The organism is Botrimarina hoheduenensis (genome assembly GCF_007859815.1).
Lineage (GTDB): Bacteria > Planctomycetota > Planctomycetia > Pirellulales > Lacipirellulaceae > Botrimarina > Botrimarina hoheduenensis.
Genome location: NZ_SJPH01000003.1, coordinates 578,103 through 601,794 on the forward strand (window position 1 = coordinate 578,103; position 23,692 = coordinate 601,794).

15 protein-coding genes are annotated in these 23,692 nt (G+C 62.8%); 6 read left to right on the forward strand and 9 right to left on the reverse strand.

Features of this window, described 5'->3' with window-relative positions; translation table 11 throughout:
• Positions 1-69: 69 nt before the first annotated feature.
• Both Pla111_RS09655 and Pla111_RS09660 read left to right on the forward strand, forming a co-directional pair.
• Positions 70-1,611: an efflux RND transporter periplasmic adaptor subunit gene (locus Pla111_RS09655; RefSeq protein WP_146573724.1), complete on the forward strand. Its 1,542-nt coding sequence runs from the start codon at positions 70-72 to the stop codon at positions 1,609-1,611.
• A 97-nt stretch (positions 1,612-1,708) separates the two neighbouring features.
• Positions 1,709-4,849: an efflux RND transporter permease subunit gene (locus Pla111_RS09660; RefSeq protein WP_146573726.1), complete on the forward strand. Its 3,141-nt coding sequence runs from the start codon at positions 1,709-1,711 to the stop codon at positions 4,847-4,849.
• Positions 4,850-4,853: 4 nt separating this feature from the next.
• On the opposite strand, the gene Pla111_RS09665 is transcribed toward Pla111_RS09660, so the two are convergent.
• From Pla111_RS09665 to Pla111_RS09705, 9 genes are all read right to left on the reverse strand, one after another.
• Positions 4,854-7,070 (reverse strand): polysaccharide lyase 6 family protein, encoded by a 2,217-nt coding sequence (locus Pla111_RS09665; protein ID WP_146573728.1) that lies wholly within the window; start codon positions 7,068-7,070, stop codon positions 4,854-4,856.
• A 3-nt stretch (positions 7,071-7,073) separates the two neighbouring features.
• On the reverse strand, positions 7,074-8,660 hold the full coding sequence (locus Pla111_RS09670) for a sialate O-acetylesterase (protein WP_231930893.1): 1,587 nt from the start codon (positions 8,658-8,660) through the stop codon (positions 7,074-7,076).
• Positions 8,657-9,844 (reverse strand): alginate lyase family protein, encoded by a 1,188-nt coding sequence (locus Pla111_RS09675; RefSeq protein WP_197524905.1) that lies wholly within the window; start codon positions 9,842-9,844, stop codon positions 8,657-8,659. Before Pla111_RS09675 ends, Pla111_RS09670 begins: the two co-directional genes overlap by 4 nt.
• 116 nt (positions 9,845-9,960) lie before the next feature.
• Positions 9,961-11,385 (reverse strand): mandelate racemase/muconate lactonizing enzyme family protein, encoded by a 1,425-nt coding sequence (locus tag Pla111_RS09680; RefSeq protein ID WP_146573732.1) that lies wholly within the window; start codon positions 11,383-11,385, stop codon positions 9,961-9,963.
• A 55-nt stretch (positions 11,386-11,440) separates the two neighbouring features.
• Positions 11,441-12,814, reverse strand: a complete 1,374-nt coding sequence (locus Pla111_RS09685) for a Gfo/Idh/MocA family protein (protein ID WP_146573734.1) — start codon at positions 12,812-12,814, stop codon at positions 11,441-11,443.
• Between the two features lie 65 nt (positions 12,815-12,879).
• The gene (locus Pla111_RS09690) at positions 12,880-13,206 is read right to left on the reverse strand and encodes a hypothetical protein (protein WP_146573736.1); all 327 of its coding nucleotides are present in this window, start codon (positions 13,204-13,206) and stop codon (positions 12,880-12,882) included.
• A 152-nt stretch (positions 13,207-13,358) separates the two neighbouring features.
• Positions 13,359-14,396, reverse strand: a complete 1,038-nt coding sequence (locus tag Pla111_RS09695) for a DUF1559 domain-containing protein (protein WP_146573738.1) — start codon at positions 14,394-14,396, stop codon at positions 13,359-13,361.
• Positions 14,397-14,475: 79 nt separating this feature from the next.
• On the reverse strand, positions 14,476-15,372 hold the full coding sequence (locus tag Pla111_RS09700) for a PEP-CTERM sorting domain-containing protein (RefSeq protein ID WP_146573739.1): 897 nt from the start codon (positions 15,370-15,372) through the stop codon (positions 14,476-14,478).
• A 75-nt stretch (positions 15,373-15,447) separates the two neighbouring features.
• Positions 15,448-16,686, reverse strand: a complete 1,239-nt coding sequence (locus Pla111_RS09705) for a hypothetical protein (RefSeq protein ID WP_146573741.1) — start codon at positions 16,684-16,686, stop codon at positions 15,448-15,450.
• Between the two features lie 836 nt (positions 16,687-17,522).
• Here Pla111_RS09705 and Pla111_RS09710 point away from each other — a divergent pair.
• The 4 genes from Pla111_RS09710 (at position 17,523) to Pla111_RS09720 (ending at position 23,430) form a co-directional block, all read left to right on the forward strand.
• Entirely contained in the window at positions 17,523-18,119 is a 597-nt protein-coding gene (locus tag Pla111_RS09710) for a sigma-70 family RNA polymerase sigma factor (protein ID WP_146573743.1), read from the forward strand.
• A complete protein-coding gene (locus Pla111_RS09715) occupies positions 18,116-19,603 on the forward strand; it encodes a FecR domain-containing protein (protein WP_146573745.1) in 1,488 nt (495 codons plus the stop codon). The genes Pla111_RS09710 and Pla111_RS09715 overlap by 4 nt, the downstream gene beginning before the upstream one ends.
• Before the next feature lie 69 nt (positions 19,604-19,672).
• Positions 19,673-22,456, forward strand: a complete 2,784-nt coding sequence (locus Pla111_RS17220) for a hypothetical protein (protein ID WP_231930894.1) — start codon at positions 19,673-19,675, stop codon at positions 22,454-22,456.
• Entirely contained in the window at positions 22,453-23,430 is a 978-nt protein-coding gene (locus Pla111_RS09720; RefSeq protein ID WP_197524907.1) for a sugar phosphate isomerase/epimerase family protein, read from the forward strand. Before Pla111_RS17220 ends, Pla111_RS09720 begins: the two co-directional genes overlap by 4 nt.
• Positions 23,431-23,692 lie beyond the last annotated feature (262 nt).

Genomic DNA, 23,692 nt, shown 5'->3' on the forward strand with positions numbered 1-23,692 from the left:
GCGGCATGCTCCTGATGCCGCATGGGGGTGAACCTCCGCGCGGCTTCCTCTCTACGGACACTGGTCGCGATGAATCGTTCCCTTTCAGCAGCCCTGATCGCGTTGGCGGCGATCACCGGATTTTTCACACGCGGGTGGGTCGAGCCCGGCCTCTCCGAATGGATCGGCCTGACCGAGCATCACGATGATCATGATGATCACCCCGATGATCACGCCGACCCCGCCGAAGAGGAGCCGCATGTCGCGCTCTCGCGCCAAGCGTTCGATACGCTCCGCCTGCGCATGGGGCAGGTAACCCTCAGCGACTATCTGCGTACCACGGCCATCCCGGCGGAAGTCGCCGAGTTCCCGGGCGTGAGCGCCTACAAGCTAGCCGCCCCGGTGAACGGGGTGGTGAGGGCGGTGGCGGCCGAACCCGGGGCGACCGCCGAGCCCGGCGACGCGCTCTTCGAGGTACAGATTACCGACGAGCGGGTGCTTGACGCGCAGCTGCAACTCATCGAGGCGCTCACCCGCGCGCAGATTGTGGAAGAAGAGCTCGAACGACTCGAACCGCTTGCCCAGAGCGGTGTGGTCAACGGCCGCCAGCGAAGGGACCTGGGCTACGAACTGCGCGAGCTGCAGACCACAATCGGCTTACGGCGTGACGAACTGATTGTCCGCGGCTTGCCGGAGGATCAGGTCGAAGAGTTGTTCGGCAACCGACGCCTGTTAAGAAGCGTTGTTGTTCGAGCGCCCCAGCTGTCGACCGGGGTCGCCCTGCGTGAGGAGTCTTCTCCCGCGGTGCGGACCGTCGCGTGGGAAGAGCAGACCGCGATGCAGGATCTCAGCATCGAGCGGCTGCTGGTCGAGCCCGGACAGACCGTTGCGCGCGGCGAAGCGCTCTGTGATCTGGCTTCGCACTCGAAGCTGTACCTGCGCGTTAAGGCCTTCGAACGCGACGTGCCCTTGATGGCACGACTCGCAGAACGCGGTGAGCCTCTCACCGCGGAATTCGGTCACAGCCTCGAATCGCACCGCAACACTTCGAGCCTCGTAACCGATCTGCGCGTTCGCTATGTGGCCAATCACGTTGATCCGGGCACCCAGGCGTACTCCTGCTATGTGCCGCTCAGTAACGAGCTGTTGCACGAGAGCACGGGACCGCAGGGGCGCAAGTATCGCACCTGGCGTTTCTCGGTGGGCCAGCGGGCACACCTGTTGCTGCCCATCGAGCAGATCCGCGGGCAGATCCCGCTGCCGGCCGATGCCGTGGCGATCGAAGGCCCCAACGCCTTCGTGTTCCGACCCCACGTGCATGAGGACGACCACGAAGACTCGGACCACGACGACCCCCATCACCCCAACGCCCACCCCGATCACGACGACTCCGATCACGGTGACAACGCTCACGATGAGCTTGCTCATGATGACCACGAGGACGCCTTCATCGAGCTCGAACCGGTGCCCGTTACGGTGCTCTATCGGGACAACCAGCAAGTGGTGGTTGCCGTGGGCGGCGAGCTAAGCCCGGGGGATACGATCGCGATGAATGCGGCGTATCAACTGCATCTGGCGGTGGAAGCGCACAGCGGCGGCGGCGGGGGCCACGATCACCATCACGATCACTAAGCCCCCGTTCACTCCACAGTCTTGCCTCGCCCTGGCGACGGCCGATGCGGGTCGTTGATTTTTTCTTTGTACTTTAGGTCGGCCCTCTTCTTTCATCATGCTCAACGCGGTCATTCGATTCTCGCTTCACAATCGGCTTCTGGTGCTGTGCGCCTCGGTGGGGGTTCTGGTGCTGGGTGCCATGGCGGCTTTGTCGTTGCCGATCGACGTGTTGCCCGATCTAACCCGGCCGCGTGTGGCGATCCTCGTCGAGTGCCCCGGGATGGCCCCCGAAGAGGTTGAGCAACTCGTCACGTTCCCGATCGAGACGGCCGTCAACGGTGCCGGGGGTGTGGTGGCGGTACGCAGCCAGAGCGACATCGGGCTAGCGGTGATCAACGTTGAGTTCGACTGGGGTGCCGATATCTATACGGCGCGTCAGATCGTTCAGGAGCGGCTCGATGTAGCGCGGAGCCGTTTGCCGCCCGAAGTGCGGGCCCAGCTGGGGCCTGTTTCTTCGTTGCTCGGTCAGATCCAGTTGCTCGGCATGTGGAGCGAAAGGGGCGAGATCTCGCCGCTTGAGGTCCGCACGCTTGCCGACTGGCAGGTGCGACGCCGTTTGCTAACAATCCCCGGCATCTCCCAGGTGATCACCATGGGGGGAGGCCGCAAGCAGGTGCAGGTGCTCGCCGATTACCACCTGTTGCATCAATACGGTGTTTCGCTCGAGGAGCTTGAGCGCGCGCTGCAAGCGAGCAACCTGAACGTCACGGGAGGGTATCTCAACCGCGACGGCCGCGAGCTCTTGGTGCGGGGCATCGGACGGCTCCGCTCGCTGGATGATGTGCGCAGCGTGGTAGTGAAGTCAGGCGGGAGTCGACCGGTCCTGGTGCAGGATGTTGCGCGGGTGGTCGAGCGTGCTCAGGTCAAGCGGGGCGACTCGAGTGTCAACGGGCGCGAGGCGGTCGTGTTGACCATTCAGAAGCAGCCGGGTGCCGACACGCGCTGGTTGACGGCGGAAATCGAACGGGCCGTCGCCGAGCTCCGTCCCGCGATGCCCGCCGACGTGCGGATCGATCCCTCGCTGTACCGGCAGCGCGAGTTTATCGACTACGGCGTGTCGAACGTGATCGAAGCGCTCCGTGATGGATCGGTGCTCGTTTTCATCGTGCTGCTCATCTTCCTGGTGAATCTCCGTACCACGTTCATCACCCTGACCGCGATCCCCCTCTCGATCCTGGTCACGGCACTGGTGTTTCGGTGGATGGGACTCTCGATCAACGTGATGACGCTCGGCGGGATTGCCGTGGCGCTGGGCGAGTTGGTAGACGACGCGATTGTTGACGTTGAGAACATCTTCCGCCGGCTCCGCGAGAATCGGTTGGCCGCCGAGCCCCGTTCAGCGCTGGCCGTGGTGTTCGACGCCAGCAGCGAGGTCCGCGGCGCGATCATCACCAGCACCGTGCTCGTAATTCTGGTGTTTGCCCCGCTGTTTGCGCTGTCCGGCATGGAAGGCCGTTTGTTCACGCCACTCGGGGTGGCCTATGTGGTTTCGATCCTGGCCTCGACGGTGGTCTCGCTGACCGTGACCCCCGTGCTGTCTTACTATCTGCTCCCCCGCGCGCGGGCGATCGCGATGGAACAAGAGGGGTGGCTGCTTCGTCAGCTGAAGCGTGCGGCGACGCCGCTGATCCGATTCAGCACGGGGCCGCTAGGAATCGCTCTAGGTGCCCCAGCGGCGGGGCTCGCCGTGCTGCTGGCTTTGGGCACGCTGTTGGGACTGGGGCGCAACTTCTTGCCGCCGTTCAACGAAGGTGCTGCCCAGCTGAACCTGTTCGCCGCCCCAGGCACGTCGCTCGAAACCTCGCGCCGGATCAGCCAGATGGCTGACGAGCGGCTGAGTACGCTGCTCGCGACACCCGAACACCCCGACAACCCGCTGCTTAACTTCACCTGCCGAACCGGGCGCGCCGAGCAAGACGAGCACGTGATGGGTGTCAACGTCAGCGAGTACGTGATGTCGCTCAACCCCGACTCGCCGCTCTCACGGGCCGAGCTGATCGAAGAGCTAACCCACGCGGTCGAGGATCTTCCCGGGGTTGAGCACGAGGTCGAGCAGCCGATCGCCCACTTGATCAGCCATATGCTGTCGGGTGTCACCGCCCAGATTGCGATCAAGGTTTACGGCGAAGACCTGACAATGCTCCGCACGACCGCCGAGACGATCCGCGCGGCGATCGCTCCGATCGAGGGCATCGCCGAGCCGGTCGTCGAACAGCAACAGCAGATCCCTCAGCTCCGCGTCGAACTGCTACGCGATCAATTGGCGCTCTATGGCGTCTCGGCCCAACAGGTTCAAAGCTTTGTCGAGACCGCGATGAACGGGCGGGTTGTCTCGCAGATCTTGGAGGGCGACAAGGCGTTCGACTTGCTGCTGCGAATGGACGATCCCTATCGGGAGGCGATCGATCAGCTTGATCGGTTGGTGGTGGAGCTGCCCGATGGCCGCGAAGCCCCCCTCGCGGCGCTCGCCCGTGTTTACGAGGCCTCGGGCCCCAACACCATTACACGCGAGGACACGCAGCGCCGGATCGTGGTCCGGGTGAACACCGCTGGGCTCGACCTCGCCAGTGCTGTCGAAGCAATCCAGCAACGCATCGCGGCCGACGTTACGCTCCCCGAGGGATACTTTGTCACCTATGGTGGTCTGTTCGAAGCGCAGCGGGTCGCCACGCAACGGATTGTGGGGCTGGGCTTGCTCTCGATCGTCGTCGTGTTCTTTGTGCTCTACGCCGCTTACCCGTCGGTGAGCATTGTTTCGCAGATCTTGCTCTCTTTGCCGGCGGCGATGGTCGGGGGGGTTGCCGCCTTGGTCCTCACCGGGCAAGACCTGTCGGTGGCCGGCATGGTGGGATTTATCTCGCTCGGCGGGATCGCTGCCCGCAACGGTCTGCTGTTGGTTTCGACCTATCTCGACCGATCGCGCGAAATCGGCCAAGTGACTCGCGAAGCCATCTTGCAGGGCAGCCTCGATCGCCTTGCTCCCGTGCTGATGACCACGCTGACGACCGGCCTGGCGCTTGTTCCGCTGGTGCTTGGCGGCGATCAACCGGGCAAGGAGATCTTGATGCCTGTCGCGACCGTCATCGTCGGCGGCCTGGTCAGCAGCACACTGTGCGAGTTCTTGCTACGCCCGGGCTTATTCTGGAGCTTGCGCGAAGACACCCACCGGTTGCTCGCGCTGTCTGCCGAGGAGTAAGCGGCTAAGCACGTTGACGCAGAACGGTCCCACAGAGCGTCACTACAGAAACTAGCCAGAGCGCTGCGGGCTCGGGAATTGCCGCACTGCCTGCGCCCGCATAGGCGAGCGCCCAATAGAGCCGATCCCGGTCGTCGACAACGCCCGATCCATCGCCATCGGCGGGCAGCCCGACTCCCACTTGGCCGAGGGTGTCGCGCCACAGGGTGTAGTCGGCCACATCGACCAAACCGTCGGCGTTGTAATCGCCCGGCACGACGGTGAACAAGGCGTCGAGTTGAGTGGCGGTGAGCGTTGGATCGAGCGTGATCACCAGCGCGTCGATCTCGAGCAACTGCTCGCGCATCGCGAGGCGGAATTCGAGCGGCATGCCGACGTGTGCCGCACCAATCGCGAAGGTTACGGGCAGGGTTTCCCAGCGGAACGTGCCGTCGTTGGTCACCGTCTCGACCGTGCTCGGATCGGTATCGAACGCCGCGGGAGTGTAGAGGCTATCGCTCGAGCCCGAGAAACCCCGCGCCCGCAGATAAGCGGTGTAGACCCCCGCGGTTTCAAACATGACGTCGTACGTGGCGATCGTGTCGTGCGTCTCCGCGGGCAGATCGATCCGATCGCCGGCGGGAGCTTTCAGCACTTGCCCCCCGAGCGCCGTGCCGACCGGTTCAACGGTCCAGAAGGCCCCGTCCGCGTCGGGATCGAGGATCGAAGAGAACGCTTCCGCCTGCAGCACGCAGCCGGTGGGACCGCAGCCAACGGTTGGCACCGCGGCGCCGAGCCACGCGGGGCCGACATCGCTAGCCGACAGGGGCTTACGAACGATTGCTGCGATCGAGAGTTCGTCGGCACCGATATCGGGCAGCCCGATCCGTGCTTGGCCGTCGAAGTCGGTCGTCAGGATCGAGCTGTGGGCGTTTGTGCCGGCGTCGATCGCGGGGCTCGTGGGCGACAGTCGCCACAGTCCGTCGGGACCGATGGTCAGTTGGGGATCCGCCACCACGATGCCCGACTGCCCCGCGGCCGAACCGAGCGACTGGCCAAACGCCAGGTTGTTTTGCCAGGTCCAGCCGGTGCCTTGCGCTCCTTCAAACAGGGGGTCTTGCGTGCTCCAGATCAGATTGTTTGCGATCGTTACGTTCTCTGGCAGCAGCGTGCGGCCTGATGAGCCCAACCCGTCGTCGAACGTAATCGCTGCGGCGTTCACATCGACGATGGTGTTGTTGGCGATGAGGGCATCGCGGACCTGGACGTACTCGAACACTTGCGAGTTAGGCACCCCTGCCGAGAGGGAGATGGCCCCACCGGCCCGGCCATCAAGCCCCTGGAAGTAGTTGTTGATGATCGTCTGCCGTTCGCCGATGACCCGCACGCCTCCCGAGCCCGATTTGCCTTGGCCCAGAAAGAAGTTCCCCTCGACCGTGGCGTCATTCCCGTGCCGGAGTGTGAGTGTTCCCGACGACGCGCGAAACGTGTTGTAGCGCATCGTGTTCGAGCCCGACTTGTTTGAAACGATCTCGATCTCTCCATCCACCCGCTCAAACACGTTGTTCTCCACGGTCGTGTAAGAGTCGCTGATCGAGAAGTCGCTTGTGCCGATGCGAATGGTCTCGAACCCGTTGCCATTGCCCGGCAAGCGATCAGCAAAGTAGTTGTTATCGATCCGGTGGTAGTCGGCTTCGTTCGAGTCACGCACCACGGAGACGGTCACGCCCGAGTGGTTCTGCCCCGAGAAGTAGTTGTGGTCAACCCGATTGGAATTGCCCTCCAATGAGACCCAGAAGTAGCGGGTTGAGGTGCTCGCCGGGTTGTAGTTGATGATGGTCGAGTTGGTGAATCGCGAATTGGTTGCCTCGCCCAACGCACCCTGGAAGCGAACAATGTGCTCATTCTCGTTGAGTGCACCGTCCTCGAATCGCAGTCCCTCCACCACGAGCCAGTCGCCTGAGATCGTCAGCTTCGACGAGCCGGTGAGCTTAACGCCCCCGGGAGTCTCGGGGCGCAGTGTGATCGGCGCGACCGACGTTCCGATCCCCGCTAGCGCGATGCTCTGGTTCGTCCACACGCCATCGCGCATGACGAGCGTATCGCCCGGCTGGAGCGAACCGAGCGCCGCGGCGATCTCGCTGGCAGAGGTGACCAGCACATCGGCAGCGCGGGTTGGTGTCGTCATCAAGACGAGCGCCAAGCAAGCGGCTGAGCGATAAAGTGTGCGAACCGTGGTCATGCTTTACTGATTGTGGATCGTTTTGCCGGGCCAGTCGTCCGTGCGGAACGGCGTGACCGGCAGACCCGCGGTGGTGAACAGGTTGCACACAGGGTTGTCGGCCCAGGCGTAGCGGACGGCAACAGGATCAGTCACCTGGTCGCAGTGGACGCGAATCTGGTTCTTGCCGAGGATCTCCGCCGTGGCGTGACGCCACTTTCGATCCGCTCCTGCAACGGTGAAGCCGAGCACCTCGGGTTGGTCGACCGTTCTGAGCGGTTGGTCGCAGTCCTTTAGCGTAATCACAAGCGCGTCATCGACCCGCTCCAGGCGGTCAAAACGCGGGCTCTTATGGGCCGTTTTAAAGCCGTATTCGTTTGCCAGTGCTAGGCGGGCAAGGCGCCGCGCGACTTCCATTTTTTTACGGGGGTGGATGTCTGCTACTTCGCCCAGGTCGATAATCACGGCCTGGCCGGTGTGGGGCTCGCGGTCGAGGGTAAGCGTCTGGGCTTCGCGTAGTTCGGCCCAATCGCTTTCGCGCGGTTCGGCGTGCATCGGCTTAAAGTCAGCGAGCTGCACCCAATAGAACGGGAAGTCGCCCTGCCCCCACGCCTCGCGCCAGCTGCGGATCATCAGCGGAAACAGCTCACGGTACTGATAGGCCCGCCCGGCGTTGTTCTCACCCTGGTACCAGATCACACCGCGGATCGGCAAAGGCATGAGCGGCGTAAGACGACTGTTGTACAAGTTGGCCGGTCGGTGCTGACCAACGAGCGGGTTATCAAGCCGGGGGCGTTGCGGTGCCGGTCGGCCCGCGGCTTTAGCGGCGGCCTGTTCCTTTTTCCACTTAGCGACCCGCACTTCGTGCTTGGCTTGTTCGCCCGCCTCGTCGTACCCGGCAACGATCTTCTCCCAACGCTCGAGCAGCGGAGCGTAACGCGGATCCTTTTCGAGGCGATCGAGTGGGATCCATGCTTCGCAGGCCGAACCTCCCCACGCGTTGTGAATCAATCCCACGGGAACCTTCAGGCGCTCGTGCAGTTCTAATCCAAAGTAGTACCCCACTGCCGAAAAGCCGCCGACCGTTTGTGGCGTACAAGCGACCCAGGGGGCGTCGCAACGGGTCTGCGGCGTCTGGCTCCCCGGGCTGTTGAGTGTCAGGAGGCGGATCTCCCGATGATTCGCTTTGGGGATCTCCAGGTCGGCGTTCCAGGCGTCGCGGACGTACCAGCGCATGTTCGACTGACCGCTGCACACCCAGACCTCGCCGGCGAGCACGTCGCTGAGGGTGATTTTGTTAGAACCTGTCACAACCAGATCCCCAACAGCACCTGCCGACAACGCCTCGAGGGTCACTCTCCAGTTCCCTTGGCCATCGGCCACGGTGGACTTTTGCTGACCGGCAAGACGGACGGTCACTTGCTCGCCGGGCGCTGCCGTGCCACCGATCGGCAAGGGCATGTCACGCTGCAAGACCATGCCGTCGGAGAACACCTCGGGCAGTTTCACCTCGGCATGCGCGTGAGTGGCAACCAATAAAGCCACGCAGACGGCCAGCCTACGAGAGGGGCCGAACAGCGAGGCGGGGGGTGAGATCGAGGTGAGCATCATAGCGCGTCCTCTGTTGCGTAAGAAGGAAACATCAACGGCGCCAGATGTCGTTCTTGATAACGGCCCGGTGCTTTGTCGAGCAAACGCAGGTAGCGGGGGTTTTGCCACTTTTGGGCCGCCATGATGAACAAGGTGCTCTGTGCGTCGGAGACGCTGTAGCGGTCCAGCATCGGATATGACCACGCTTTTTGTTTAGCCGGGTAAGGCGACACCCAGTCGAACGCCTTGCGGAGCGAAGCACCGCTCGGTGCCGTGTAGTTCCACAGGTCAACGCCAACGCGATCGCCAACCCGAGCGAGAGAGAAAAAAGCCTCTAGGTTGAAGAAACAATAGTGAAGCGACTGGGTTCGAGTGAGCTCTTCCGGCTGGGTTCCCTCGGGCGTGATCGATCGCGGGAACCGCTTGTCGCGCGCCTGCTCAACGATCTTTCGAGCAAGCACGGCGTCTCCGTTGAACAGCGCGATATGGCCTTCTTGAGCGGCGAACCATGTGCCGTGGTTGTTGTCAGCCTGGCGTTCTTCGGCGGCGATCGGGCTCGTGGCGAGCCACTCGGCGTATTCTCGGAACCACTCACGCAGGGCGGCCTGCTCGTCGCGGCTGAAAGCGTCCATCGCTTCGAGCAGCGTGATCGAATCGATCACCCGGATAAAATTGCGGGCGTCGAGGACGCCGGCACCCCGCCCTTCCGACCGTCCGGGCACAGCTTGACCGAAGCGGATCCGCGGCCGCATGCGGGTCGCTTCGTCGAGAAACCACACGCGAACGAGATTGGCACCGTGCTCGGCATAGCGCGAGTCGGTGTGAACGTAGGCTCCCAGGGCGAGCGCCTCCAGGTCGTCGCAGAAGTCGGCTAAACGCACCCGATCTCCTGCGCTGAGCATCGCTCGGTTCACTTTGCCGTCGCGTCGCACATAAGGTAGTCCGTCATTCGTGTCGGGGTTGGGCCACCAGTATCGCCCGTAGCTGGCGTAGTCGTGCTTGTCGCCGCTGGGCGGGACCAGCGTCTTATCGACCACCGAGTAGGGGCCCCGCTTGAGTGCGCTGCGGGCTTTCTCGTGGACCTGTTCGAGCGATGCCGTTGTACGAGCATCCGCCTTGGGATCTCCTGCGCGCAGCCGCGCTAGATGCGCGCCGTCCCAATAGGTAGTGGCTGGAGATGCCGGCGTGGACGCGACCACTGCCACCCCGCAAATCGCGACCGCAATCGCAAGGCACCGCTGCCTTGCCGGGCGGAATTGTAGGCAAACTAAATCATTGTGGTGCATCGTTGTGCCTGATGGCTTGCGGGGCAGAGGTGGCGTTAGTCGCACTTGCCGAAAGAACTGACCGGATCGGGAAGTTCGCGCGCGGCCTCGGCCCCGGCGTAACCAAACCCCGGCCCCGTGAGCGACGACAGATCGATCTGCCCCGCACGACGGGTGTACAGACCCGGATGCACGACGGCTTCAGGGGCCGAGGCCTCGGGGTAGAACTGCATGCCGTTGGTCTCGACTCCCTTGAGCGTGGCAACGTGTGCGGCGAGCAGCACGTGCGACACCTGCGCGAGCATCGGGTTGGTCAGGTCTTGCACCATGAGTGCCATGTTGTGCTCTTGCGCCCATGCCGCGGAGAGCAGCGCGCCGGTGAGCGTCTTGCACGTCTTGAGCGCGACACCGGTCCAGCCGAGTTCGTGACCGTGGCGCACATGACGCCAATCGTGCGCGCTCTCGTCCAGTAGCAGGGGCTTGCGCCGCGCGACCTCGTGGACCTTGATCGCGTGTTTTTCCAGGTCGTACGGAAACGGTTGCTCCACATACAGCAAGCGCTCGTAAAGCGTAGGCTCTTGGGCCCGAAGGCGGTCGAGCACTTCCACCACATAGGCCGGATCGGTCACGGTGCAATTGAAGTCAGCTGTCAGATCGGTCACACCGCGTGGCTCGGCGACGCGCCACACATCAACCATCCGCTGGTAGTCCCATTCCGCGTCGGTCCCGCGGAGCTTGATCTTAAGGCACTTCAAACCGTCGCGTTCGATCCAGTCGCTCAGCAGAACGGGATAGCCATCGTCGGGCTCGGAGCCATCGAGGTCGGCTTCGCTGACCGGGTCGAGCCCCCCCACGAGGTGCCACGCCGGCAGACGATCGACTCGCTGGTGCCGCAGGAAATCTGCCGGACGCTTGCCCGCCAGCGCAGGCGATTCAAGCGGTGCTGCCAAGTCCGACGCCAGGTGCTCGCTCCCGAGCAGTTCAAACACGGGCCTGCCGTGCAGCCTGCCGAAGGCGTCGTACAGCGCGAGATCGAACGGGGCATTGCAAGCCAACGCGGCCAACAGAGGCGGTGCCTGGGGCGAGTCTTGTCGCACCGCTTCCAGCCGTTCTTCGATTAACGCGCTGCCGAGCTCAAACGGGTGTCCGGCCTCGGTGGGTTCTACCCATGCTGCCGCAAGCCGTTGGCAGAGTGTCTGGAGCGCGCTCAAGCGTTGATCGTATGGCGACGGGTCGGGCCACACCCACTGCACGCTCAGTGGTGTTTCGCCCCAGCCGACGGCTGTGCGGCCGTCGCGTCCCTCGACCCGCACCATCGCGCGGGCGCATGTGACCGAGGTGAGTGTCTCGGCACCAAACTTGAGCGGTACCCGCGTTTCGATCGGCAGCAGATAGAGCCGAGCACCGACAACGCGAATATCGGTAGGCAATGCCCGTCCGCGGCGCGCAGTGAGGCCCGGCGTTGTCGCTGCGCTCTTCATCGGTGCCTCTTCTGGCGGGGAGCATTCACTCCTTGGTTGCGTCGCCCGCTTGGTGTCAAACGGTCCACACGCCACGCTGCTTGACGGCGAGCATTTCGTTAGCGGTCTCGGCACGCGAGCCCGTGAAGCGCTGGGCGGTGGGGTCCCAGCCGAACTTGCCGCCGAGTCGGCTTGCGATATTGCCGAGATGGCAGAGTGTCGCGCTGCGGTGTCCGATCTCGACGGGAGCGTTGGGCTCCTTCCGCGAGCGGACGCAGTCCAGAAAGTTCTGATGGTGATCGGCGTTGCTGCGGTACTGCTCGGGTACGTCGGTCAATCCCGCTTCGACTTTGATCGAGCCGGGGATTGTCACAAAGTTCCGCGCCTGATTGTCGATCCGGATGACACCGTCTTCGCCTTCGAACAGGCAACGCACCGAGGGTTCGGCCGTCATGCTCTCGACCACCACGCCGCTGGCGTACTTGAGCCGGAAGTGCGTGTAGGTGGCCGCGTTAAAGAGGCTCCCTTCGGGCAAGAAATCGGCGTAGACCGATTCGACCTGCACGGGGCCCGTGTCGTCGGTCCCCAAACCCCACTGGGCGATATCCAGCGAATGGGCACCAAAATTAGCGACCTGTCCGCCTGCGTAGTCGTAGTTGAAACGGAAGTTGTACAGGCAGCGGTCCTTGTGATACGGCGCTTCGGGTGCCGGGCCGAGCCAGAGGTCGTAGTCCAGTGTGTCGGGCACGGGCATCGGTTCCCAGCCCGGGCCGGGACCCACTTTGTTATGCCGACCGACGTTGGTCACCACGCGATGCACCTTGCCGATTGCTCCGCTGCGCACCAGTTCGCAAGCGCTGCGGATCACCGGGTTCGAGCGCTCGTGGCTGCCGGTTTGCAAGATGCGGTTGTGCTTGCGGACGGACTCGGCCATGGCGATCTGCTCAGCGATCGTCAGCCCCAGCGGCTTCTCGCAGTAGATATCCTTGCCCGCTTCGGCCGCCTTGATGGTCATCACGCCGTGCCAATGGTCGGGCGTGGTGAGGACGACCGCGTCGATATCGTCACGCGAGAGGACTTCACGAAAGTCGGTGTAGGCGTCGCAGCCCTTGTAGGAGCCGCCCGGCGCTTTCTTCGCGTAGGCTTTCTCGACCATCTCGCGCGCTGGGTCGCGGCCGTAGAAGTCTTTGGGCTCTTTGTAGCCGTAGCTGCCGCGGTTGACGTCGCAAACGGCGAGCACGGTGCAGTCTTTGTTCTCGAGGAACAGCTTCAGGTTGAGCATTCCCTGATTGCCGAGGCCAACCATGCCGAGGTTTACCCGGTTGCTCGGTGCTGTGGCACCGAAGACGCTGGCCGGGACGAAGTAGGGTGCCGCGACCGCCGTGGCTGCCGTCTTGAGAAAGGTGCGCCGATGGGGCGTGCCATTAGGGGATGGTGTTTGCTGGTTCATGGCGGGTCGTGAGGTCAGAAGGGCGAGCGATCGGTTGAGAAGGCGAGTACGGTTACGAGGAAGCGCTACATGCGATCGATAAAGGGGCCCTTCTTCTTGCCCCAACTGAGTTCGATCTTGAGGTCTTCGGTCGGGCCATCGATCTGCGCGGTCAGCCCCGAGGTCGCGATGTCGGCGTACTGCTTCGGAGCGTGCCACCGAAACTTGTTGCCGCCCAGCGGTTCCGAGGCGATCACCGCGACGCGGTGCGTGCCGATAACGGCACCGTCACCCGGTTTGATGCAGGAGAGCGTGAAACGCCCTTCCTCATCGACTTGTCCGCCACACATGCGGCCGCTCTCGGGAAAGAACCGGATGATGGCGGTGGTAAGCGGTTGGCCATCGATCAGCACGACCCCCGAGGCCGGGACACGCCCGTCGGTAGGTGCACAACCGATTGAGCCGCCTAGCAGCAGGCCGCAAGCGAGTCCTGCGGATAAGCGATTCGCTAGCGATCGTAAGGCGAGAGCCTCGCATCGATTGGTTCTAGCTCGAAGCGATCGGCTCAATCCCATTTCCAGTCGGTGCCTCTTAGAGATTTGTTGCACTCGAGCGCGGTCCCTTCGCCATCACCGCAATTGGTGGTGGCGTAGGCGTTGTATGCGACCGAGTCGATCGAGTCGGTAAGAAATTCGACGTGAGCGTCACCGAAGGCGAAGACGCCGCCGCCGGTATGCTCGCTGCCGAACGCACCGTTTACGTCGTACTTCTTACCGTTATTGTCTTGAAAAATCGTCGCGGTGTACTGCGGCAACCCATTGCGCCAGCTGGAGTTGGGCGGCGTATTGAGCGGGTTCTCGGTGGAGCGCAGGCTGTCCAAGTGACGGAACCCGTGCGTCCAGATGTTTCTGTTGCCCGACAGATTGCCCTGCATCACTTCGCCCACGAAGGCAGTCTTCGACAGTCCGTCCGTGATCTGTCGGGTCTTACGACGCAACAGGTACAAGAACGGCCCGGTGTTAAAATGCTTCACGGGTGCCGAGCCCTCATAGCGGGGGCCGTTGATACCCGACACAAACGCATAAGAGCTCGTCCGGGGGATAAGCGTTTCGTCCGTGTACTCTTCGGCGAGGCCATCTCCGGAGTCGCTGGGGCAGATGAAGGCTTGCGGCCGCGCTTCGACAACCGCAACGCGTTCAGCACGATTGCGCCAGTTTCCGTTGTAGAGCCAGATCATGTCGGTCTGGCCGATGCCTGCCTGGTCGTACAGAACCTGTTCCTCAAGGTAAGGCAGGAGCAGAACGAAACCGCTCATCAGCCCCCGCTCGTCCGTTGAGTTGGGTACCTCGTCGCAGGGAGGTGCGTAAACCGAATCCATTTCACAGGTCAGTCGTCCTGGCGGTAACTCGTTGCGCACCGACTCGTAGTTGGCCAGCGCCAATCCGAGCTGCTTCATGTTGTTGATGCATTGCGAACGGCGCGCCGCCTCGCGGGCGGCCTGGACGGCGGGCAGCAGCAACGCCACCAGGATGCCGATGATCGCGATCACCACCAACAACTCGACGAGCGTAAAGGCCCCCCGAGGGTTTTTGCCGTTGCTCATGTCCGTTGAGTCCTGACGAAACAGGGAAAGAGGAGAAACTGACCGCCGCCACGAAGCTGCTAGTGAACGAAGCCGCTGGTCAACGACGCCGCGCGAGCAAGCCGGTCACGGCCATCGCCGCCAGCATCAGGGCCGTTGGCTCGGGGATCGCGATCGCTTCGATACTGAAGTTGTCGATGATCCAGTCGGTGTCGCTCGTGGTGACCGCCGCAAAGTAGTCCCACGAGACAACCGAAACGATCGTGTCGTTCGAGTCACTGCCGCCGAAGCTGTTCAGACCATCGACGTCGAGCGTCATCAGCAGGTCGTTCACGCCGGGACCGAGACGCTCGACGACAAACGTGACCGTGTGCTTCAGGTCGTCAGTGATGCCGGTGAAGGAACCGGCATCAGGCGAGGCGATAAAGTCGGCGTCGCCCGATCCCCCGAGGATATTGTTCACGTTTGCTTCATCATTGATGCGGGCGCTGTCGCCGTTGGCCGTCAGCGGCAGGCGAATGAAGATGCCCGTGTCGCCGATCGCGCCGGGGCTCTCGGCGTCGAAGTCGCCGTCGCTCGTGCCCCAGCCGCCGATGCCGAGTTGGTTGTCGGTATCTTGATAGCCGCCGAAACGCAATTCGCCCCCAAGGTTCGGTCCGTTGACGCGGAAGTCAAAGCTCATGACCAGCTTGTCACCCGTCTGGCTACCCAGTGAGACCGTCTGGCCGAAGACCGCGATCAACTCGCTGTTCGATCCGCGTCCCTCGACGCTCAGCGCGTCGCCCGAGCCGATGCCGGCGGTGTCATCAATGATTTCCAGGCCCGGCTTGGGAGAGCCGGTGCTGGTCGTGCCGTTGATGCCGTACCAGTTCAGGCCGTTGGGCGAGTTCTGGCGGTTGCCGTCGTCAAAGCCGTCGGTGATCGGGCTCGCAAAGGCGGTGGTCGCCATGAGTGCGAGACCCACCGACAGGGATCGAACCAGGGAGTGAATCGTCATGAGGTCAATCTCGTTAGAAGAGTCGCGGATGAGAGAAGCCAAGGTGTTTGTTGCGTAGAAATCTGGCCGCGGCTATTAGCGGCGGCGAGCAACCGTGCCCGCAGCGGCCAGCAACGCGAGCAGCGCGGCAGTCGGTTCGGGAACGGCGACACCAACCCCGAAGCCCCAGTTGCCCAAGAGCGCGTTCAGCTCGCCGTTGTCGACAGGCGTGTCGAAGCCGTTAATCCATGCGGCGGGCACCGTGGCCGAGCCCCAGCTGCCGAGCAGCAGGTTCAGGTCGCCGTTGTCCACCTTGCCGTCACCGTTGAAGTCACCCGAGACGGCGGGGGTAGAGGTGCTGAGCTCGACCTGGAAGTTATCAATCACGTAGTCGGCATCAGTGTTCACAAGGCCCACGAAGTAGTCGAAGCTCTCGCCGGCGACAATCGTATCGTTCTCACTGTCGTCCCCGTCGAGGCCGGTAAGCGTCCAAACAACGTTGTCCGAGTCGGTCATGATAAGCGTCTGCCGAACCGTAGCGCCGGTGATGCTCGGTGCCGAGCGTTCGAGGATGTATTGGAACGAGTGGCGGCCGACATCGTTGATCACTCCGAACTCGCCGGCACCGGCAATAATGACAAGGTCTCCGTCGCCTGCCCCCCCGAGGATGTTGTTCACGTTCGACTCTTCATTGAGACGTGTTTGGCTGCCGTCGAGCGTCGGCAGGCCGCCGAACTGCACGCGGACGAACGCCCCGACGTCTCCGATCGCGCCCGGATCCTCGGCGTCGAAATTGCCATCGCTGCCGCCCCACACGGTCGGCGACCCATCATCGTTGGTCGCGGCCGAGCCGAACTGGTTGTCGGTGTCACCGTAAAAGCCGAAGCGGAATTCGCCGCTCGCGGGCAAGAAGTCGTCTTGCAGCCAAAAGTCGAACGAAATGGTGATCTTCGAGCCAACCGCGGCTCCGAGGTCAACCGTGCTGGGCATAACGCCCATGAACTCGCCATTCGAACCGACTGCCTCTACAAACAGGGCGGCTCCGTCGCCCAACAGGGGCGAGCCATCGATGACCGTGAGGCCCGGCTTCTGGCTACGCGGATCGCCGGTGCTGGTCAAGCCGTTGATCGCGTACCACGCGATACCGTCGTTGGTCGTTACAGGCGTTGCGTTGCCATCGTCGCTCACTCCGTCGTTGTCGCGGTCGAAGTCACTGAAGTTGTCAGAGGCGACAATCTGGGCGTCGGCCTGTGATGGCACCGAGCCGATCAGCGAGAAGTTGATTAGCAAGCAGGCGGCCGTCAGGGCTCCCCCGCGCAGAGTCAAGCGAGACATAAGAAAGTACCTTCAGATGAGGGAGGCAGTGGTGTGGGGTCGAGAGAAGCGATTCGCCGAGCGGATCAAAAAGAGGGTTCAGGGGCAAGCTCTTTGCCCCCCGATGATCCCTTGTAGCGCAAATAATTTAGTTGAGAAAAGTGTTTCATTACGCAGCTTGGCACCCTGCCAAGCGGGGTGGCCTGATCGGCCGTGTGGATCAGGCAGCGATCGGGTCGATTCAGCACAAAGGAAAGCTATCTAAGGGGTCTTCGAGAAGCCTCGGCGGCTAGAACCCGTACGCCACCGCATGCCGAGCGAAAAAAACGCCTTAGTTTGAAGACTAATAACGGGAAAAGGAGATCGAAGAGTTTGAAAAGAACGCTCGGCGGGCAGACCGAGGCGTCTGTAGGGGTTTCCGGGCATGGCACCGCCAATTGACCATGAAAAATCTAAGATAATCCGAATCTTCCCGCTGGGGAGCACTGATCAACCGCGTGTTTCACCGAAATCCGCCAGCCGAATTGCTTTTTCGTGGTCAGTTTGGGGGCCGGGCCGTGGATATCTTGGAGACGGAGTCCCCACACCTCGTGGCTTCCGGCTGGTCTCAGCGCTGCCTGATCGATGGCGATTATCTTATCAACACGGTTTTGAGGGCCCGCCAAACACCAGTGCTCTTGTCGATAACGGTTCGGATCGCTGCGCCTAAGCGCTAACCAATGCGCTAAGCAATAACCCTCCGTTAAAACGAGGCTAGGGGGGGCGACCTGCAAGGCAGAAAAGTGGAAGCGGCGACACAGCTAGGCGACGAAACAGCTAAGCAAAACAGCTAAGCGAAACAGCAGGAAGGGGGCGGCTTGCAGGACAACACCAGCGATCGGCCTCCTGACTCCAGCTCCGCCCCGTTGGGCGACACGCAGAGCGGTACGCCGAGCAACGAGTCGGTCGATCAATTCGTACAGCTCTTCGCAAAACACCAACGCCGGGTGCATGCCTACATCGGGGCCGTGCTGCCGTCTCGCAACGACGCGGACGACGTCATGCAGGAAACCAGCATCGCGCTGTGGCGAAAATGGAGCAGCTTCGACCAGTCTCGCGAATTTCTTCCGTGGGCCTGCGGAGTGGCCCATATCGAGGTGCTTCGGCACCGCCGCAAGTACGCCACCCAGCGGGTTTACTTCAACGAAAACCTGATGCAGGACATTGCCGAAGAAGTGCTTGCCCAGTCGGAGATCGCCGAGTTGCGCAGCGAAGCGCTCGTCGCTTGCCTGCGCCGCCTTAACGAAGCCGACCGCCAGTTGGTCGAGCAGCGATATGGCGGCGGCGTGACCGCGCTGAAGGCGGCCGAGCAGCTCGGCCGTCCCCCCAGCACCGTATACAAAGCGCTCGCAAGGATCCGTCGAGGCCTTCTCGACTGCGTGCGTCGTCGAATTAGCCCCGAGCTACGCGGATGAACAAGCCGAAAGATTCAGCCGACCGTACGTTTCAACCGGCCGCCGATCGCGAGCTTGTACGGCTGGTGAACGCCTGTTGCGATGACCACGCTACCGACGGCGACATACGACGGCTCGAGGAGCGTTTGAGCAACGACCCCGAGGCACTGGCGTGGTACGTCGAGCAGATCGGCGTCCATACGTCACTTGACTGGTCGGTGACGGCTCAGGATGCCGCGCTCGCCGCCAGCGTTCTGAACCTAGAGACCCCTTTCTCGCAGCGGTCACGTCCGCGGGGCAGGGAGCGTCGATACGGTCGCGAAGCAATCGGCTACGCCTTGCTGGCGGTCTGCGCGAGCCTGGTCGGGATCGCTTTGACCGGCTGGGCGCTGCAGCAGCGCTCCGCGCCGAGCGAAGCACAGCTCGCGGCGCGCGTCCCTACCGCTAAGATCACGCATCCAACGGACGGCGCTCGGTGGGTGGTGCTCTGCTCCAACTCGCGTCCCGACGGCATGCGCACCGACGTTTTCCCGAACGAGACGGTTCACTTAACCTCGGGGCAGATGCGGATCGACTTCGAGCAAGGGGCCGAGGTAACGCTAACCGGACCGGCGGTGTTGCAAGTGCTCGCGCCCGACCGAGCGGTCGCGGTACGGGGCAAGCTGACCGCCGTTGTTTCAGAAGAAGCGATCGGTTTCGCGATCGATACGCCCCGCGCCCACGTAGTCGATCTGGGGACCCGCTTCGGAGTCGAGGTAGACGATCTTGGCCAGACCGACGTGGTGGTGTTCGAGGGAGAGGTGGATATCGCCTACGGACCGATCGAGCAACGGTCGAACGACTGGAGCCGTCGCGTTATGCGGATGGGCGAAGCGGTGCGGGTTGATGACCTGGGAGCCGCGCAGCGGATCGTGTCGATCCCCAGCGAGCGTTTCGCTGCCGCCGCCCCTTCCGACGCGCCGCTAGTGGAACCGGTGATCGCCGATATCCGTGACAATATTCGCGGCGATCAAAGCTGGAACTATTATGAGGTGGTGCGCGCCGGCCTCCGCGAAGACGCCCTGGCTTACGTCGATCGCGAGTCTCACGAGTGGAACGGTTTCGACGAGCGGGGCCTTCCCGCTTACCTGCTCGGAGCCGACTACGTGAAGATGTTCAACAACGACAAGGTCCAGAGCGACTACGAGCTGAGCGTGACCGTCGCTCGGCCCGCGCTGCTCTTTGTCTTGTTCGATGATCGTGTGCCCCCGCCCGAATGGTTGGTCAGAGACTTTACTGACACCGGGGACGACGTGGGCATGGACCGGGGGCGGTTCCGCAACCTGGGCGGGACCATGAACGAGAGCTTTGCCTCGGGGGTCGGCCCCGGCGTGAGCATCGAAGACCGGCTGTCGGTCTGGGTCCGCCGTGTCGAGAAGCCCTCCTCGGTCTTGCTTGGCGCAACGCAGACCCCGCACAATCGACTCAACATGTACGGCATCGCCGCCGTGCCGCTCCTCGATTAGCTCCTCCCGTGCACTCTCAAGGCGGCTTCTTTGCGACTCTTCTCTTTGCCTCTCTCCAGCCTCTGTCTCTTGCTCGCCGTTTCGACGGCGCTGGCGGTGGAGAGCCAATGGGTTACGACCGGCGCGACCGGTCGATTGATCTACACGCCGGACGCCGAGGGCGACCGCATCATGGACTTCTCGTCGGTGGGTTACCGCGGGCAAGGGGTCGAGGCGATCCCCAGCGACGTGCCAACCGTCTTAACCCTCTCACCGATCGCGGGTGACGACACCGCCCAGATCCAGGCGGCGCTGAACGCGGTGGGGAATCTGCCGATCGGCGCAAACGGGTACCGTGGAGCCGTGCTGCTCCAGGCCGGCTCGTATGACATCAACACTCAGTTGCTGATTAACAAAAGCGGCGTGGTGCTTCGCGGGACAGGACGCGACGCCGGGGGGACGGTGTTGCACGGACGCACAACCGGTCCCAACGGCACGAATCAGCGCCCGCTCATCGAGATCAAGGGCAGTGGCGGCCTCTCCAACAGCGGCTCGCAGCGGACGCTGATCGATAAGGTCGTGCCGGCCGGCGCTACCAGTTTTCGGGTCAACACCTCAAGCGGCTTTGCCGTGGGTGATTCGGTCCGCGTGATCCGCGGCACAAACGCCCAGTGGATTAGCGACCTGGGCATGGACATGATCCCGCCCCGTTCCGATGGCGGAACGGTCACTCAATGGACGCCGACCACGATCAACCAACGCTTCGACCGCGTTATCACGCGCATCGAGGGGGATCGCGTCTTTATCGACGCGCCGTTGCCGCACGCGATCGAACAGCACTACGGCGGCGGGACCATTCAGAGATACACCTGGAGCGGCGCTATCGACAACGTGGGCATCGAGAACCTGCGGGGCGAATCCGACTTCGACTCAGCGACCGACGAAGACCACGCCTGGGAGTTCATTTCCATCGGCGACAGCCACACCTCCGGCCGTGCCCAGAACGTGTGGGTACGCGACATCGCCGGTAAGTACTTTGGCGACTCGCTCGTCGTGGCCAATCCCGGCAGCAAGTGGGTCACGGTCGCCAACTCTTCGAACGAGGACCCCAAGAGCATCGTTACCGGCGGGCGGCGTTATTCCTACGATCTGAGCGGCGAGTTGGGACTCGTTACCAACGTCACGGCCGACAGCGGTCGGCATGACTTTGTGAACAACTCGACATCGCCCAAAGGCCCCAACGTCTTCCACAACTCGATCGCTACCAACGCCCAAGCAGATTCGGGCCCGCACCAGCGCTACGCCACCGGCACGCTGTTCGACAACATCACGGTCGTTGGCGATGAGATCAATGCCCGTAATCGCGGTAATGCCGGTTCTGGTCACGGTTGGTCGGGTGCCAATATGGTTATCTGGAACTCTACCGCCCAGGGCTACCGGGTACAGAATCCGCCCGGCGCGCAGAACTGGTTGGTCGGCTCCACGGGCACGATCGTTGAAGACACGCAGTTTGGGCCGCAGCCATCGGGCTACTACGACTCTCCCGGACAGGCTGTCACCACCGGCGGCGTAACGAGTCTTTATGATGCCCAAATGAATGATGCCCGTGACTTGCGCGCGTTCCGCTGGGCAGGGGGTGTCGGCGTGTGGAGCGACGATCTGGCTTGGACCGAGGGGGCCGAACCCGGTGTGTACGAGGTCTCTGCGCGCGACTATTTGGTTGGCGATATTGATGGCTTCACGCCCGACGGTTCGGCAAGTGTCGATAACGCCTACATCGATCCGCAATGGCAAGCGCTCATCAGCGGCTCATCGGGCTTGCCGTTAACAGGTTTCGACGACACCGCGGGCAACAAGAACGTTGCCTTCACGGTCCAGCACACGCTGGACGCTGGCGAACGGGTTATCCACGGCAGCTTGGCCCTCTCACTCAAGCAGTCGGGCGGTGTGATCGATAGCGATTTCCTTCGCCTGTTCAACAGTCAGCCCCAGAACCGATTAAGTTTTGTTGATCTGGGTTGGAGCAGTCAGATCAACGCCACAACGCCTTTTGTCGGCGTGGTCGATCTGGGCGGAGCGCTCGGCGAGCTGCAGCAAGGCAGCATCAACGTGCAAGTGAACGACGACGTGGCGGTGGACTGGGCGATGTTTGTGGCAACCGTCGCGACACCCAAGGCCGACCCCCTCGGAGCCGACGTGACCGTCGAAGCGGGCGGCATTCTTACCGTCGACCAAACGCCCGCACTGCTGCGTTCCCTGCGGCTGGGCGGTACGGCGATGTCGATTATGCAAGTTGCCTCCGATGCCGACCTGTTGGCGCTCGAGTACGAGCAGGCCGCTAACGGAGTGCTCGCGCTGTCGCTCGGCGGAACGGCGGCAGGGGCGTTTGCCTCGCTCAGCGCGGGTTCGGCCGATCTCGATGGCGTGCTGGCCGTATCGCTCGAGGGGGGGTTTGTGCCCCAGCTGGGCGATAGCTTTGCGGTCATCTCGGCTCCCTCGCTAACCGGACAGTTCGCCACGCTCACAACTCCCGCGCTCGCCGCGGGGCTTGCTTGGGATGCCAGCTATTCGCCGACCGGGCTCACCCTTTCGGTTGTCACGGCATCGCTGCCGGGTGACTACAACAACGACGGCCAAGTAGACGCCGCCGACTACACCGTGTGGCGTGACGCGTTAGGCTCACAAATGAATCTCGCCGCCGATGGCAGCGGCAACGGCATCGTTGATCAAGCCGACTACAACGTATGGGTCAACAACTTTGGTGCCACCTTCTCCATTGCGATAGCCGTCCCCGAGCCGTCGGCCGGCGTCGCGATGGCCGTACTTCTGCTGATGACCAGCCGCTGCTTTTCCCGCACCCTGAGCACCCGATGACCCACGACCCCGCCCACTCGGTTTCGCGTGATCCCCACTCATCAGCCAGCCGACACCCAGAAGACCCAGCGGTGAATCGCCCGCTGCTGGATCGGCGTGGCGTTCTGAAGGCGGCCGTGGGATCCGCGGGCTTGATGGCCTTTCCCGGGCTCGTCCGAGCGGCAGAAACTAAAGCGCCACCGCGTCGCTACTGTGCGTTTATCAAATTCGTGCAGCAGTATTCGTTTGACGAGCTGTCCGAGCGCATCGCCGCGGCCGGCTTCGACGGCGTGGAAGCAACGGTCCGCAAGGAGGGCTATATCCTTCCCGAAGAAGCGCCCGACCGCTTACCAGCGCTGGTGGAAGCGCTCACTAAGAATGGCTTAGAGCTGACCGTCTCGACGACCGATATTCTCCGCGCCGATCAGCCGCACGCCGAGGCCTTGCTGCGGACCGCTTCTCAGCTCGGTGCCCCGACCTATCGCCTTGGCTTCTATCGCTACGACAAGCACACCGACCTGCGTAAGCAGATCGCTAATGTGAACGCGGCGATGGTTGAACTGGCCGCGATGAACCACGAGCTGGGTCTCAATGGCGTGTACCAAAACCATTCGGGCCCCGACTATGTGGGGGCCCCGGTGTGGGACTTGCCGCTTATTCTAGAGGGTGTCTCACCGCGTGAAGTCGGCATCGCGTTCGACATCCGCCACGCGACGATCGAGGGGGGCCTCGCTTGGCCGTTGCATTATCGTGTAGCGAAACCTTGGTTGCGCGTCTTGTATGCGAAAGACTTTTTCTGGGACGGTCGCAAAGCGGAGCACGCCCCGATGGGGCAGGGACTTGTCGACCCGAAGTTCTACAAGCAGGTTGCCGCTTCGGGCTACGACGGGGCGGTTTCGGTACACGTCGAGTACCTCCGCAAGGAAGGTCCCGAGGCGAACATGCAAGCCCTCGCGACCGACCTCAAAGCGCTCAAGGGCTTGCTGGAAGCGTGAGGCAGAAGGTTAGACGGAGCGGCCTTCTATCTCATGCTACCCGGCGGATTGCGGCGGGGAGCCGGGTTTGCTGCTCCGGTGGAGATGCTTTCTGAATCGAAACCGTTGGGCTCCCGCAGCCTGACACGGGCGTAAAACGCATCGTTTAACGGCAGTTGTTAGACAAGCTCCGCTTGTGTTGTCGGAGCAAATACCACCACCGAGGGGTGAGCCTTGAGTGGCTTCCCCTTGTCCGCGATGCCATGGCTTTCGGCTACGCAGA